The following is a 13,978-nucleotide window of genomic DNA, read 5'->3' as shown; positions in this document are numbered from 1 at the left end:
TCACTTCCGGCCCGTGGCCTGCTCGACCGCGCGCACGATCTTCACGTAACACCCGCAGCGGCAGATGTTGCCGCTCATCCACTCCCGGATCTCCTCCGCGGAGCCGGTGTGGCCCTCCTGGATGCAGCCGACGCCCGACACGATCTGGCCCGGCGTGCAGTAGCCGCACTGGAAGGCGTCCTGGTCGATGAATGCCTGCTGAAGCGGGTGCAGTTGATCGCCCTCGGCCAGACCCTCGACGGTGGTGACCTCGGCGCCCTCCAGGCGGACCGCCAGGGTGAGGCAGGAGTTGACCCGGCGTCCGTCGACCAGAACCGTGCAAGCCCCGCAGGCACCGGCGTTGCAGCCCTTCTTCGAGCCGGTCAGGCCGAGGTGCTCGCGCAGCAGGTCCAGCAGCGAGGTGCGGTTGTCGACCGTGACGGAGTGCCGCTCACCGTTGACGGTCAGTGAGACGTGGCTGCTGGGCGACGCCTCGGCCGCGGCGGCCTCCTCGGCGCCGAGCAAGGAAGGACCCGCGACCAGACCGCCCGCCGCGATGACACCGCCGGCCGCGGAGGTCGTCGCGATGAAGGTACGACGCGATGGTGTGGACGGGGGCCGGGTGGGGGGAGACGTGGCTGACTCGGAAGTCTCGGTAGACATGGTCACTCTCTCGGCACGAGGAGGGTGGGGGGACTTGCGCATCGGCGTGAACCCACGACGACTGCGCTTCCTTGCAACTCATGGCTGGGCTTCGACCCAGCCTGCTGTACCAACTCGCCGTGTGACAGGCCGGGTTGTGCCAGGGAACGGCCAGCCAGGGTGTGACAGGGCCCCTTTCCCGTCTGTCTCACACGACACGGCGCAGTCAGACTGGGCCGTTTGGGAATTGACGTCAGTCCTGGAGAACGCCGATACGCCGCAGCCACGACCGGACCTCGGCATCGGCTTCCCGGACTTCCTCGCCGCGCACCGCGAGCCCTTCCCCCAGGGTCGCGCCCCGGCAGGACGCCGCGTAGTCGCGCTCGGTGGTGCCCAGTCCGCTCATCGCATACGTCGTGACCGGATGGACCGTCTTGCCGCGGAAGTCGTACCTGTCGGCGAAGGTCGACATGATCATCGGTGCTCGGACGTTCCAGATGGGGCCGGCCAGTAGCACTACGTCGTAACGATCGATCGAGGACGGGGGATCGACGATGGCCGGCCGCGCATCGGCGTCCTGTTCGCGGACATTGCGGGCGACCGTCTCGTCGTAGTCGTCGGGGTAGGAATCGGCGGCTTCGATGCGGTGGACGTCGCACTCGATGTGGCCGCTGATCATCCGGGCGAGGACTTCGGTGTTCCCGATCTCGAGATTCGTACGCCCACCGTAGGAATAGTTTTCACCCGGCCGCGAGAAGTAGGCCAGCAGGACCCGCCTCCCGGACCCGGTGGCCGAGGCGGGGCGCTCACTGGACTCCGCCGGCGTCCCGCTTGACTGCGACGGGGAACAGCCGGTGATCTGGACACCGGTCATGACGGTGGCTCCTCCCAGAAGTACGCCACGAAGGAGCGTGCGTCGCCCCGGCGCGGCCGGTGTGTTCTTCCTGGTGCCGAACCCGCCCGCTGTCATCCGCTGCTCTCGTTCAGGGAACGGACAGCGTCGAGATCCGCACGCACTGTCTGCGGCTCGGCTTCGACAGGCAGGTCGGCCGGGTCCAACACGCCGTCCACGGAGCCCGACTCGTCGCTCTTCAGGGTGCCGAAGAGTTCCGTCCAGTCGGACGGCTCTTCGCCCTCGGCGGCGATGAGCTCGAACGTCTTGCCGAGTGCGGTGCCGGTCAGCAGGCTGCGTACCAGCGTCTCGGCGATCTGGTCGCGGGCGATTCCACCGTCGGCCGTACCGCCCTGCTCCAGAACGAGGCGCCGCTGCGTGGGTCCGGCGTGGTCGAACCAGCCGGGCCGGACGATCGTGCAGGGCAGACCACTGGCCCGCAGGAGGCGTTCGGAGCGCCGCTTCCACGGGGTGGCACCGGGGATGTCGCTGCGCGTGGCGTAGACGGAGGTCATCAGCGCCACGCGCGGCCGGGCGCCGTCGAGGGCTTCCAGGATGTTGCGTACGCCGCCGTAGTCGACGTGCGCCCGGGCGTCCGCTCGGGCGTCGCCACCGGATCCGTGGGTGAGGATGAGAGCATCGGCTCCGCTGACCGCGCGCCGCAGGGAGGCGACGTCCTCGAGGTCGCCCTGTACCAGTTCGACGCCCGGGAGCAGTCGCTCGGCTCGCCGCACCTCGCGCACGAGTGCCCGAGGGCGCAGGCCGTGTCGCTCCGCCGCGCGCACGGCGAGCTGTCCGATGCTGCCGGTCGCGCCGACCATGAGTACGTCAGTGATCTTCTGGGACATGATGAGGCCCTCGTCCGTGAGGTGGGTGGCGCCGTGGGACGGCGCCGAGGTGGAGACCCTCTCGCGCGGGCACCTCGGTCCGGGCGGGGTGAAGGCACACGCGCGAGAGTCCTGGGGCGTTGTCGCCGGCGGCCGGGTCAGCCGTCCAGGCGCCGCGCGCTGAGCCAGTTGACCATGGCCGGGTCGTGGTGGTCGAAGAACAGTGAGCCGCCGGTTTCCAGGGTGGCGATGGCCGCCATCTGGTCGTCGGTGAGCTCGAAGTCGAAGATGTCGAGGTTCTCCGCCATGCGCTCGGGGCGCACGGACTTGGGGATCGCGACGATTTCGCGCTGGGTCAGCCAGCGGAGCACGACCTGTGCCACGGACTTGCCGTGCTTCTCGCCGATCTCGCTCAGGACCGGGTTGGTGAAGAGGTCGTTCTTGCCTTCGGCGAACCCGCCCCACGACTGGACCTGGACCCCGTGCTCGCGCATCAGCTCCTGGTCGGTGGTGCGCTGGAAGAACGGGTGGGTCTCGATCTGGTTGACCGCGGGCGTGACCTCGTTGTTGATGACGAGGTCGAGGAGGCGGTCGGGGTAGAAGTTGGCTACGCCGATCGCCTTGACGCGGCCCGCGCGGTGCAGGTTCTCCATGGCGCGCCACTGGCCGTACACGTCGCCGTAGGGCTGGTGCATCAGGTAGAGGTCGAGGTAGTCCAGGCCGAGCTTGTTCAACGAGGTCTCGAAGGCGCGCTTGGTGTTCTCCTCGGCGGGCGCGTCCTGGACATACAGCTTGGTGGTGACGAACAGTTCCTCGCGCGGGATGCCGCTGTTCTTGATCGCGCGGCCGACGGACTCCTCGTTCTGGTACGAGGCGGCCGTGTCCAGCAGCCGGTAGCCGGCGGCCAGGGCGTCGGTGACGGCCTGCTCGGTCTCCTCCGCCGGGATCTGGAACACGCCGAAGCCGAGGATCGGCATCTCGACGCCGTTGTTGAGGGTGACGCTCTGCATGGGATTTTCCTTTGTACGGGACGGGGTGGGACAGCCGACCGGTCAGCGTTCGAGCAGGCGCAGGCCCGCGTCGGCGGTGGTGGCCGGAATCTGATGAGGGACGCGAGTGCGCAGCGGCACGGTGGCCACGACGCTCGCCGCCACTGTTGCCGCGGCGATCAGCAGACTGGTGTGCAGACCGGAGACGAGCCCGGCCCGGTCGGCGACCAGCGCACCGAAGACCGCGACAGCGAGGGCGCCGCCGAGCTGACGGCCGGCGACGGGGCCCATGAAGCAGGTGAGCACGGTCATCGGCAGGAAGGCCACGCCGGTGGCGAGCGCGCTCAGCCCGTGCACCTGATGGAGATACAGGCCCAGCAGGAAGATCATCCCGTAGAAGCCGACGTTCCGGGCGAACCCGACGACGACCGCGGCGGCCGGCGCCGGACGTGCGCCGGGCCTGCTCCGCGGCAGCGGTCCGGCCGCGCCGGCCACGAGCGATGTGGGCGAGGCGGACGTGGACAAGGGATGCTCTCCTGTACTGGGAACCTGGTGTGCTGACGGAAACCGAGCCTCGCGCCTTTCCGGTCCCGATGGCAGGCCGAGATGTGCCAGGGACTGGTGTTCAGGGGTGTGGCAGGGCCCCCCACACGCCTCCCATGCAGGTCAGCGCGGCGTGACACTGGGGCTATGGCATCCGAGCAGAGCAGCAGCGCCGACATGGAACTGGGTCGGTTCCTGCGCGCGCGTCGCACCCAGACCAGCCCCGACCAGGTCGGCCTCACCGTGGGTGCGGGCCTGCGCCGGACCCCCGGCCTGCGCCGCGAGGAGCTGGCCACGCTGGCGGGTATCAGCATCGACTACTACATCCGCCTGGAGCGCGGCAAAGAGACCCGTCCCAGTCCCTCCGTCCTCGACGCCCTGGCCCGCGCCCTGCGCCTTGACGACGCCGAGCACCAGCACGTGCGCGACCTCGCCGCCCAGGCCGCCCGGTACGCCTCCGAACCTCCGGCGCCCAGCCGAACCGTGCCCCCGCACCTGAAGGTGGTCCTGGAAACCTTGCGGCCGAGCCCGGCCTACGTCATCAGCCGCAGCATGGACCTGCTCGCCTGGAACCCCGGCGGCCTCGCCCTCTATGCCGGCCTCGCCGACTGGCCCGCCACCCAGCGCAACCTCGCCCGCTACCTCTTCCTCCACCCCACCGCGCGCACTCTCTTCCCCGACGACTGGGAGTACCTGGTCCGCGGCTGTGTGGCCCGCCTCCGCGCCGTGGCCGGCACCGACCCGGACGCCCCCGATCTCACCAGCCTGGTGGGCGAGCTCCTGCTCAAGAGCCCCGACTTCGTCAAGCTGTGGGAGCGCTACGACGTCGTCGGGCGCAAGAAGGTCCAGAAGACCTTCCATCATCCTCAGGTCGGCGTCCTCACCCTGAGCGGCCACAGCATGCATCTCGAGGAAACCCCGGGCCAACGCCTGGGCGTCTACACCGCCGAGCCCGGCACCCCCGACCACGACGCCATGCTCCTGCTCGACCTGACCGCGCCGCAGCCCGCCGGGCATCCCGACATGACGGCCGAACAGCAACGACGCACACAGTCCTGACGAACACCTGTGGAGGATGACGTGGTTTCCTCCGCCGAATCCGGCGCGGTGCGGGTGGCGAGGCTGCGCGGGTGCGCGCGTTCGTCCGGCGTGGAGCCGGCGTTCCCGCGCTGTCCGACAGCGCGACTACGTGCGGTCCACAGAGGCATCGTGTGCTGTTCGCCGTATCCAGTAAGGGCGTCGGCCGTCGTCTGGCCCAGCCGCCTGGCCTGATCGGCGACTCCGTCACGTCGAGCCGTAGTACAGCCGGAGGAACTCCGCCATCGCAGCGTCGACGCCTGCACGGTCACCGGTGGCGAGGAGATCGAGCAGCAGACCGCGGACGGTGGCGAGTCCCAGCCTGGCGCGTTCCGGGCCACGGCAGGGTCCGCCCCCGCGGCGACCTCGGCGGCGACGAGCGGCTCCAGCCAGTCGTTCACGAGCCCTTCGAGAACCGGGACGGCCTCGGGGCGGCCCCGCAGCGCGGGCCCGTAGATCTCGAAGAAGAGCCGTTCCTGACCGGCCAGTCGAGGGTCCGCCAGCTGCTGCCAGAGGAGCCGCGCGACACCGGTCCGTCGCGACCCTGCGGGGGCATCGCTCGGCCGTGTTCTCGGTGGCGTTCGCGCCCGACGGGCGGACGCTGGCCTCGGCCGGTTCCGACGGCACGGTCCGGCTGTGGGACGTCGCCACCCACCGCCTCCTCGCCACGCTCACCGGGCACCACGGAGACGTGTTCTCGGTGGCGTTCGCCCCGGTCGGCGCGCTGCTGGCATCGGCGGGCGCCGACCGTACGGTGCGGCTGTGGGACGTGGCAGAGCGGCGGCCGTGGGCCACGCTGACCGGGCACACGAACGCGGTCTGGGGAACCGTGTTCGGCCCGGACGGGCGGACGGTGGCCAGCAGCAGCAACGACGGGACCGTACGGCTGTGGAACCTGGACCTGTCGGCCCGCTTCGCCGAGATCTGCCGACTGCGGCTGTCCGCGTCGGACGCATCGGCGTGCCCGCACAGCTGACCGCGTGACACTCTGACAACCGTGATCATCAGAGTGAGTGAGGCACGCGTACGTCCTGAACGGTTCGAGGCATTCCGCGACATGATCGTCTCTGCGGTACGCGAGTTCCCCAGCCGCTACCCAGGGCTGGTCGACCACGAGGTACTGCTCGCGCCGCCGGATTCGCTGCTGTACGTCAGTCGCTGGCGCAGCGAGCAGGATCTGATCGGTTACGCCGGTGAGCACTGGCGTGACCAGCCCGTGGTTCTGCCGGGCGAGGACGAGTACCTCGTCGCACCACTTCAGGTGCGGCACTTCACGCGCGCATCGCTGAGCTGATCCGGCTGCGGGACACCGGCTGTTTGCGCATGCGTGCTGGACGGCTCCTGTGGGTTCAGAGGCGACGCCGCACCGCGCCGCCACCTCCCGCAGAACGCCGACGGGCTCGACCAGACGTTCTCCCCGGCGTACGACCACACCGACGGCGGGCGGCGAAGCCGGCGGTCCAGCACCAGGTGGCCCGTCGGTTTCGCCGCCCGCGCGGCTCAGGAGATGGCGACCACCACGTTGAACCACGGGGTGCTGATCGACCTCAGCGGCGAGTCCAGCTTCTGGAGGTTGAGGCGGTAAGTGCCGGCCGGTAGCACCCCGCCGCCGGGCAGCGGCCCCAGGGGCAGGTAGCGCCCGTTGGCCGCACCGGCGCGGTTGTACGTCCACACGCCCGCCGAGGTGTGCATGATCGTGTAAGCCCCCCTGCTCAGCGAGGGGTTGACGGCGGACCTGCGGGTCGCGTCCAAGGCGAAGGAGGCGCCCGCGTACGACGGCACGCGCGCGGGTCGGGTGAGCGTGAAGCTGAAGTACCGGTTGGCGTAGCCGGCGCCGGACGTGAGCGGCGGGCAGTTGACCGCGACGACGGTCCGCCCGGTCACGTTTCCCAGGGAGACGGGGTTGTTGTAGGAGCCCGAGCCGAGCAGCCGACGGCAGTCGTACTGGTACGTGGCCGCCGAGGCCGGTGGAGCGGCCACCAGCGCAGACGCGGCGGCCGTGACGACGGCGGCCGCGACGACGCCCACCCGGCGCGACAGCCGTCCGAGTGTCCTGTCGATGAGTGTCATGAGCAGTCTCCCCCTCCGCGGGGCCCGGGCCCCCGGACCGTGGTGAACGCGGGCGCGCGACGGCACACCCGTTCGCCCGGCGCGGCTCGTACGACCCGCCGCGCCGAGCGGATCCGGCGCCGAATCTAGGGCCGCCGCCAGCCGTCCGGCGGGTGGTGACCGATGCACGGACGGAAAAGATCACCGATGACGGTGCGTGGGAGGAACGGCGCACCGGAAGACGCGGGATGATCACGTGGGCTCTCCCGGAGTTCGGCGCCGGCGGCACCCGGGCCGCGAGGACGCCCGGCTTCGTTCGACCCTTTGGCCCATGCATACTCAGGCTCTGCGCACGCACCGGCGTTCGCGAGCGGAGAAGAAGGAGGTGGGCGATGGTGTCGACACCGGGGGCTGAGCCTCGGAAGATCACGATCAACGACGTCGCCAGGTCCGCCGGGGTGTCCCGACAGACCGTGTCGCGGGCGCTCAACGACAAGGGCGAGATCGACAGCGACACCAAGCAGCGCGTGCTCGACGCGGCGCGCGCGCTCGGCTACCGCCCGAGCCGATTCGCCCGAGGTCTGGTCCGCCAGGACACCATGACCATCGGACTGGTCATCCCCGACCTGCTCAACCCGTTCTTCACCGAGGTCGCCGCCGCCGCCTTGGAGGCGGCCAGATCCCGCGGCTGGCACGTGGTCGTGTACGACACCACGGACCGGGCGGAGGAAGAGCGCGGCACACTCCAGGTGATCACCTCGCAGGTGGACGCGGTCATCGGCTACTTCAGCTGCTCCGAGAGCGAGCTGGAGTCGTACACCCGGGGCATGCCGGTCGTGCTCATCGGCCGTGAGGGCCGTAGCACGCGGTTCAGCTCGATCCGGATCGACGGGGAGAGGGGCGTTCACGCCGCGATCGCGCACCTGGTCGCGCGGGGACACACCCGCATCGGCATGCTGGACCACCACACCCGCGCCGAGCCGAGCATCCGGCACGACTGGTTCACGGCGGCGGCAAAGGCGCACGGGGTCGACACCGGCCGGGTGGTCGGTGCCGACCAGTCGGCCGACGGGGGAGGGGAGGCGCTCAGAACCCTGCTCGCCGCTCATCCCGAGGTCACCGCGGTCTTCACCTTCAACGACATCATCGCCATCGGCGCACTCCGTGAGGCACGCCGGCTCGGCCGGAGAGTCCCGCGGGATCTGGCGGTGATCGGCTTCGACGGCCTCCAGCTCGGAGCACTCGTCGAACCCCCGCTCTCCAGCGTCGCCCTCGACACGCGAAAGCTCGGGGCACTCGCCATCGAGCAGGTCGCGCGGCTGCTGTCGGGGCTGGACACATTGGAGGCCGACGAGCTGGTCGTCCACGCTGAGCTTCACCTGAGCGGGTCGGCCTGAGGCCAGGGACGGGCATCCGCCTCGAATGTCTTGACATGGCTCCGCGCCTGAGCGCAAACTTCCGAACGTTCCGCCCCGCACTTGGAGATCCATCCGTAGGAATCTTGTAAGCGGTCCCGTGAGCGCTCCCGTGAACGTTCACGGGAGCGCTCACGGGACGCTCACGGGAGAGGGTCAGGCCCACCCCGCACCGCCCGCACCCGGGCCGGCGACCGCCGTCGGCCTCCGGTTCCCGTTCGTCACCAAGAAAGAGTCGTGACCTGTTGCTCTCCCGGTTCTCCCCCCATGTTTCCGACACCGCACCGGGGCGTGGCGCGCTCCGCCCGGCGCGCTCGTGGCTGCACTCCGACGCGCCCTCCCGCTCGCTGAACGGGTCCTGGCGATTCCGGCTGTCGCCCACGGCGTCCGTGGCAGAGGACTTCGCGGCCGAGGACTTCGACGATCAGGACTGGGACGACCTGCCCGTGCCCTCCCACTGGGTACTCGAAGGCGACGGGGCCCACGGCCGCCCGATCTACACGAACATCCAGTTCCCGTTCCCCATCGACCCGCCGCACGTCCCGGACGAGAACCCCACCGGCGATCACCGCCGCCACTTCGACATGCCCGCGGACTGGTCGGACGCCGAGCGTGTCGTCCTGCGGTTCGACGGTGTCGAGTCGCTCTTCCGGGTGTGGGTGAACGGGGTGGAGATGGGCAGCGCCGGCGGCAGCCGGCTCGCCCACGAATTCGACGTGACGTCCGCGGTACGCCCGGGCGACAACGTCGTCGCCGTACGGGTGCACCAGTGGTCGGCTGCCAGCTACGTCGAGGACCAGGACCAGTGGTGGCTGCCGGGAATCTTCCGCGACGTCACCCTGACCGCCCGGCCGGCCGGCGGCCTGGAGGACGTCTGGCTGCGGACCGGGTTCACCGACGGACACGGCCGGGTCGACGCGGAGATCACCGCCGAGCCGACGGCCTACCCGGTCACCCTGCGCATTCCCGAACTCGGCATCGAGCGCACCTGGTCGGCCCCGGCCGAGGTGACCCCCTTCGACATCGCCGACGTGGACCCCTGGTCGGCCGAGCGGCCCCGCCTCTACGACGTCACCGTGTCGACGGCCGCGGAGACCGTCACCCTGCGGGCGGGCTTCCGCACGGTCGAGATCCGCGGCGACCAGTTCCTCGTCAACGGCCGCCGCGTCGTGTTCCACGGCGTGAACCGCCACGAGACCCATCCGCTGCGCGGCCGTGTCTTCGACGAGGCGCACGCCCGCGAGGACCTGGCCCGCATGAAGCGGTTCAACGTGAACGCGATCCGCACCAGCCACTACCCGCCGCACCCGCGCCTGCTCGACCTCGCCGACGAACTCGGATTCTGGGTCGTCCTCGAATGCGACCTCGAGACGCACGGTTTCGGAGAAGTGGACTGGGTCGGCAACCCCAGCGACGACCCGACCTGGCGCGAGGCGTACCTCGACCGCATCGAGCGCACCGTCGAACGCGACAAGAACCACCCCAGCATCGTGATCTGGTCGCTCGGCAACGAGGCGGGCACCGGCAGCAACCTCGCCGCCATGTCGGCGTGGGTCCACGCCCGCGACGCCGAACGCCCCGTGCACTACGAGGGCGACTACACCGGCGAGTACACCGACGTCTACTCGCGCATGTACGCCTCGGTGCCGGAGACCGAGCAGATCGGCACCGACGGATCCCGCTCCCCGCTGCTCCACTGCACTCCCGCCCAGGGCGCCCGGCAGCGCACCAAGCCCTTCCTGCTGTGCGAGTACGCCCACGCGATGGGCAACGGGCCGGGGGCGTTCGACCAGTACGAGGCGCTGGTCCATCAGTACCCGCGGCTGCACGGCGGCTTCGTCTGGGAGTGGCGCGACCACGGCATCCTGACCACCACCGCGGACGGGACGCCGTTCTACGCGTACGGCGGCGACTTCGGGGAGGTCGTGCACGACGGCAACTTCGTCATGGACGGCATGCTGTTGAGCGACGACGTCCCGACGCCGAGCCTTCACGAGTTCAAGGCCGTCGTCCAGCCGCTCCGCTTCACCTTCCACGGTGACAAGGTGGCGATCGGCAACCTGCGGCACACCGCCGACACGTCCGACCTGCGCTTCCGCTGGCGCGTCGAGCACGACGGCGCGCCCGTCGCCTCCGGGTACCTGGACGTTCCGGCCGTCGTGGCGGGCGACTCGGCCCGGGTTTCGCTGCCGAGGATCCCGGTGGCGCAGGACGCCGAGACCTGGCTGACCGTCGAGGCGGTGCTGGCGGCCGGAACCGCCTGGGCGGAGGAAGGGCATGTGATCGCGACCGCCCAGCTGGACCGCTCACTCCACCGCCCCGTGCCCCGCGTACGGGCCCGCACCGGTTGGCGACCCGCCGACGGCACCCTGACCCTGGGCACCGCCGAGTTCGTCGACGGGACCCTCGTACGCCTCGGCGGCCGCGCCGTGACGGGCCCGCGGCTGGAACTGTTCCGTGCACCGACCGACAACGACGAAGGCGCGTGGGGTGAGGTGGGGGAGAGCGACGCCGGCATCGCCGGAGTCTCCAACGCCGAACTCTGGCGGCGCGACGGCCTCGACCGGCTGACCACGCGCCGCGTCTCCGTGGAGCGCACCGCCGGGGCCCTCCGCACGGTCGACAAGGTCTCCGCGGCGAACTCCGGGTCGTGGGTGATGGTCGAGTCCATCTGGTCGCTGGAGGGCGACGAGGTGGAACTGCGGGTGGAGATCGAACCGTCACGCGGGTGGCACACGGTGTGGCCGAGGATCGGGATCTGTTTCGACCTGCCCGACGGTGACGCTCCCGTCGACGGCGCCGAGTGGTTCGGCCTCGGCCCGCTCGAGTCCTACCCCGACAGCCTGCGTGCGGCACGTACGGGGCGCTTCTCCGCCACGGTCCGCGACCTGGCGGTCGACTACGCGCGTCCCCAGGAGACCGGACACCGCTCCGCACTGCGCCGGTTGACGCTGACGTGCGCCGACACCGAAGTGCTGCGCGTCGAGGCGCTCCCCGACACACGCGGTCGCCGCCCCGGCTTCACCCTCAGCCGGCACACGCCCCAGGAGATCGCCCGAGCGGAACATCCCTTCGAACTGCCGAATTCGACGACAAGCCACCTGATCGTCGACGCCGCCCAACACGGGCTCGGTTCGCGCGCGTGCGGCCCGGACGTGTGGCCCGAGTTCGCCCTCCGCCCGGAATCCCGCACGATCAGGCTGCGCATCACCTGATCCGCCCAAGGGTTGTGCCGCACGAAGACCTCCGTGCGGCGCAACCGGGCACGGCGCCCTTTCTGCCGCCCGCTCCGCGCCCTGTCGGTCGCCGCGGCGGGCCAGAGCCTGCGCCCGCCCGTCGACTGGAAGCCGGATGGCCCGGCCGTCATGGGGAGCCAGGGCCGAAGATCACGGGGGTGATCTGCGCCCACACCAATCGCAGGTCGGCTCGTTAGGGTCGGAGGCATGACGACACCCCTTGCCGGCAGTGCCTTCGACTCGCTCCGCCTCGACGCCGTGCCCGACCAGGAGGCGTTGCGCCGGGCGTACGAACTCCCCGGTGACGCGGCCGTGCGCAAGCAGATGACCGAACTCACCGAACACACCCGGCGGTTGATCGGCTGCTCATCGCTGGTCCTGGTCGCCAGCGCGGACGCCGAGGGCAACTGCGACGTCTCGCCGCGCGGCGGTCCCGCCGGGTTCGTCGCCGTCCTGGACGCATGGACGGTGGCGATTCCGGACGCGACCGGCAACAAGCGGCTGGACACCCTTCAGAACGTCATCGCCACCGGACGGGCCGGGCTACTGTTCGTCATCCCCGGGCGGACCACCACCCTGCGGGTGAACGGCCGGGCTGTCGTCTCCACCCGCCCGGAGCTGCTGTCGCAGCTGACCGCCGTGGGAAAGCCGCCGGCCAGTGCGCTGGTGCTGGGGATCGAGGAGGTCTACCCGCACTGCCCCAAGTCGCTGCTGCGCAGCGGGGCCTGGAAGCCGGAGCAGTGGCTGCCGGCGGACGCCCAGCCGACCTCGGCCGAGGTGACACTGGCCCAACTGCGGATACCGGAGCTGACGATCGCCGACGTCGAGCAGGCGGAGGCGGACTCGCTGAAGTACCGGTACGAGTAACGGGCCGATCCGCGGAGTGAACACCAGCGGGCCGAACCCCCAGGCCGGCACGCCCTGGAGGGTGGAGCCGACGGGCCCGGCCCGGGGCCTCTGGCGCGCCGGGCGTGCACGGCGCCCAGGGCTGGGGCTGGGCCTGCTCGGGGCCCGGGCTGTGCATCGTGTCGATCCGCGAGCCCCCGGTGAAAAGGCAGACCAGGACCCGCCCTTCGGTTCCGCCGGTGCCGACCAGTGGCTACGCACCCACGTGGCCAGGGTGGTCAGCTCGGGGTGATGTTCGCGCAGGGTTGCTACATCGGCGCGGAAGCCCACGGTGTTGAACCAGTCGTCCATGGCGGCCATCTCCTCGCTGCGGGCGCGGAACTGTTCGATCGGTTGGGCGTGGAAGCGCACCGGGCGGCCTGCGGCGCGGGCGGAGACCTCTGGATTCGGCCAGTGGCTCCCTTGCCCTTGTCCTTGTCCTCGACGACGGCCTCGCGCCAGTCCTTGCGTATTTGCGTACAACCATCCGCGGAGAGGCGGCCAGGGCGCCCGGGTCCGGCGCTTCGACCGGGGTCCCTGCCATATCGAGTTCGCATGCCGGACCCTGTCCCGGGGTCGTTCTGGTGCCGCGGCTGTGCTGGTCGCAGTCATCGACGGGTACCGGCAACCAGCACAACAGGCCCTGGGCGTAGGGCTTACAGCGTGATCACGACAGGTTCGGGGTCACCAGGGGATGACGCCGTCGTCCTCGAAGAACGAACCGGTCGGGCCGCCGTCGGGCAGCGTGGCGAGCCGGATCGCCGTGGCCGCGCCCTGCTCAGGAGTGCGGGGTCCGTGGAAGCCGGTGAAGTCGGTCGCGACCAGGCCCGGGCAGGCGGCGTTGATCAGGATGTTCGTACCGGCGAACTGCCGGGCGTACTGCACGGTGACGGCGTTGAGGAACGACTTCGACGGCGAGTAGGCCGCCATGACGGGGCCGATCTCGATGTCCGGGTCCGCCTGCCGGGTCAGGGAGGCGACGGCACTGGAGACGTTGACGATGCGTGGCGACGCCGAGCGTCGCAGCAGCGGCAGCATCGCGTTGGTCACCCGGATGACACCGATGACGTTGGTCTCCACGACCGTACGGACCACGTCGAGGTCGAGCGTGGTCGGGTCCTGCGCCCACCCCGGTCCCGTCCCTCCCGAGATACCGGCGTTGTTCACCAGGACGTCCAGGCGCCCGGCCTGCCGTTCGATCAGTTTCGCGGCATCGGTGACGCTCTGGTCGCCGGTCACGTCCAGCGGCACCGCGAACGCGTCCACCCCGGCGGCACGCAGCTTCTCGACGGCGGTCTCGCGTCGGGCCTCGTCGCGGGCTCCCACCCCCACTCGGTGGCCGAGGGCGCCCAGCCCCGTCGCGATTTCGTACCCGATTCCCTTGTTCGCGCCGGTCACCAGCGCGATCTTCGTTTCGCTCATGCCGTTGATGTTCGCTCGCGGA

The 13,978-nt window shown here is 70.5% G+C and carries 13 protein-coding genes; 6 read left to right on the top strand and 7 right to left on the bottom strand.

Features of this window, described 5'->3' with window-relative positions:
* From G9272_RS01795 to G9272_RS01775, 5 genes are all read right to left on the bottom strand, one after another.
* Positions 1 to 642: a (2Fe-2S)-binding protein gene (locus tag G9272_RS01795; RefSeq protein ID WP_171394859.1), complete on the bottom strand. Its 642-nt coding sequence runs from the start codon at positions 640 to 642 to the stop codon at positions 1 to 3.
* Positions 643 to 874: 232 nt separating this feature from the next.
* Positions 875 to 1,495 carry a flavodoxin gene (locus G9272_RS01790; RefSeq protein ID WP_171394858.1) on the bottom strand — a complete coding sequence of 207 codons (621 nt, stop codon included), beginning with the start codon at positions 1,493 to 1,495 and terminating at the stop codon, positions 875 to 877.
* Positions 1,496 to 1,587: 92 nt separating this feature from the next.
* On the bottom strand, positions 1,588 to 2,361 hold the full coding sequence (locus G9272_RS01785; protein ID WP_171394857.1) for an SDR family oxidoreductase: 774 nt from the start codon (positions 2,359 to 2,361) through the stop codon (positions 1,588 to 1,590).
* A gap of 137 nt (positions 2,362 to 2,498) precedes the next feature.
* Positions 2,499 to 3,350: an aldo/keto reductase gene (locus G9272_RS01780; RefSeq protein WP_171394856.1), complete on the bottom strand. Its 852-nt coding sequence runs from the start codon at positions 3,348 to 3,350 to the stop codon at positions 2,499 to 2,501.
* A gap of 42 nt (positions 3,351 to 3,392) precedes the next feature.
* Positions 3,393 to 3,854 (bottom strand): hypothetical protein, encoded by a 462-nt coding sequence (locus G9272_RS01775; protein ID WP_171394855.1) that lies wholly within the window; start codon positions 3,852 to 3,854, stop codon positions 3,393 to 3,395.
* 165 nt (positions 3,855 to 4,019) lie between these two features.
* Here G9272_RS01775 and G9272_RS01770 point away from each other — a divergent pair, with 165 nt between their 5' ends.
* The 3 genes from G9272_RS01770 (at position 4,020) to G9272_RS01760 (ending at position 6,243) form a co-directional block, all read left to right on the top strand.
* Entirely contained in the window at positions 4,020 to 4,931 is a 912-nt protein-coding gene (locus G9272_RS01770; protein WP_171394854.1) for a helix-turn-helix transcriptional regulator, read from the top strand.
* Between the two features lie 583 nt (positions 4,932 to 5,514).
* Positions 5,515 to 5,925 carry a WD40 repeat domain-containing protein gene (locus tag G9272_RS46335; RefSeq protein ID WP_437184241.1) on the top strand — a complete coding sequence of 137 codons (411 nt, stop codon included), beginning with the start codon at positions 5,515 to 5,517 and terminating at the stop codon, positions 5,923 to 5,925.
* Between the two features lie 21 nt (positions 5,926 to 5,946).
* Entirely contained in the window at positions 5,947 to 6,243 is a 297-nt protein-coding gene (locus tag G9272_RS01760) for an antibiotic biosynthesis monooxygenase (RefSeq protein WP_253267665.1), read from the top strand.
* A 206-nt stretch (positions 6,244 to 6,449) separates the two neighbouring features.
* Here the strand turns inward: G9272_RS01760 and G9272_RS01755 are convergent, their stop codons facing one another.
* Positions 6,450 to 7,019: a hypothetical protein gene (locus G9272_RS01755; RefSeq protein ID WP_171394853.1), complete on the bottom strand. Its 570-nt coding sequence runs from the start codon at positions 7,017 to 7,019 to the stop codon at positions 6,450 to 6,452.
* 371 nt (positions 7,020 to 7,390) lie between these two features.
* Between G9272_RS01755 and G9272_RS01750 the strand changes: the two genes are divergently transcribed.
* From G9272_RS01750 to G9272_RS01740, 3 genes are all read left to right on the top strand, one after another.
* Positions 7,391 to 8,395, top strand: coding sequence for a LacI family DNA-binding transcriptional regulator (locus tag G9272_RS01750; protein WP_171394852.1), 1,005 nt, complete (start codon positions 7,391 to 7,393; stop codon positions 8,393 to 8,395).
* A gap of 263 nt (positions 8,396 to 8,658) precedes the next feature.
* Positions 8,659 to 11,628, top strand: a complete 2,970-nt coding sequence (locus G9272_RS01745) for a glycoside hydrolase family 2 TIM barrel-domain containing protein (RefSeq protein ID WP_171394851.1) — start codon at positions 8,659 to 8,661, stop codon at positions 11,626 to 11,628.
* Positions 11,629 to 11,856: 228 nt separating this feature from the next.
* On the top strand, positions 11,857 to 12,516 hold the full coding sequence (locus tag G9272_RS01740) for an MSMEG_1061 family FMN-dependent PPOX-type flavoprotein (protein ID WP_171394850.1): 660 nt from the start codon (positions 11,857 to 11,859) through the stop codon (positions 12,514 to 12,516).
* Between the two features lie 702 nt (positions 12,517 to 13,218).
* Here G9272_RS01740 and G9272_RS01735 read toward each other — a convergent pair.
* Positions 13,219 to 13,956 carry an SDR family oxidoreductase gene (locus G9272_RS01735; RefSeq protein ID WP_171394849.1) on the bottom strand — a complete coding sequence of 246 codons (738 nt, stop codon included), beginning with the start codon at positions 13,954 to 13,956 and terminating at the stop codon, positions 13,219 to 13,221.
* Positions 13,957 to 13,978: the final 22 nt, after the last annotated feature.

The sequence above is a fragment of the Streptomyces asoensis genome (genome assembly GCF_013085465.1).
GTDB classification, from domain to species: domain Bacteria; phylum Actinomycetota; class Actinomycetes; order Streptomycetales; family Streptomycetaceae; genus Streptomyces; species Streptomyces cacaoi_A.
The sequence above is the reverse complement of the archived record's forward strand: the minus strand, read 5'-3'. Positions and strand labels throughout refer to the sequence as shown.

What these genes read in the sequence shown, in the direction of transcription:
- G9272_RS01790 (WP_171394858.1), bottom strand. Translation starts at nt 1,495, where the DNA reads ATGACCGGTGTCCAGATCACCGGCTGTTCCCCGTCGCAGTCAAGCGGG.
- G9272_RS01795 (WP_171394859.1), bottom strand. Translation starts at nt 642, where the DNA reads ATGTCTACCGAGACTTCCGAGTCAGCCACGTCTCCCCCCACCCGGCCC.
- G9272_RS01750 (WP_171394852.1), top strand. Translation starts at nt 7,391, where the DNA reads ATGGTGTCGACACCGGGGGCTGAGCCTCGGAAGATCACGATCAACGAC.
- G9272_RS01740 (WP_171394850.1), top strand. Translation starts at nt 11,857, where the DNA reads ATGACGACACCCCTTGCCGGCAGTGCCTTCGACTCGCTCCGCCTCGAC.
- G9272_RS01770 (WP_171394854.1), top strand. Translation starts at nt 4,020, where the DNA reads ATGGCATCCGAGCAGAGCAGCAGCGCCGACATGGAACTGGGTCGGTTC.
- G9272_RS01755 (WP_171394853.1), bottom strand. Translation starts at nt 7,019, where the DNA reads ATGACACTCATCGACAGGACACTCGGACGGCTGTCGCGCCGGGTGGGC.
- G9272_RS01780 (WP_171394856.1), bottom strand. Translation starts at nt 3,350, where the DNA reads ATGCAGAGCGTCACCCTCAACAACGGCGTCGAGATGCCGATCCTCGGC.
- G9272_RS01735 (WP_171394849.1), bottom strand. Translation starts at nt 13,956, where the DNA reads ATGAGCGAAACGAAGATCGCGCTGGTGACCGGCGCGAACAAGGGAATC.
- G9272_RS01785 (WP_171394857.1), bottom strand. Translation starts at nt 2,361, where the DNA reads ATGTCCCAGAAGATCACTGACGTACTCATGGTCGGCGCGACCGGCAGC.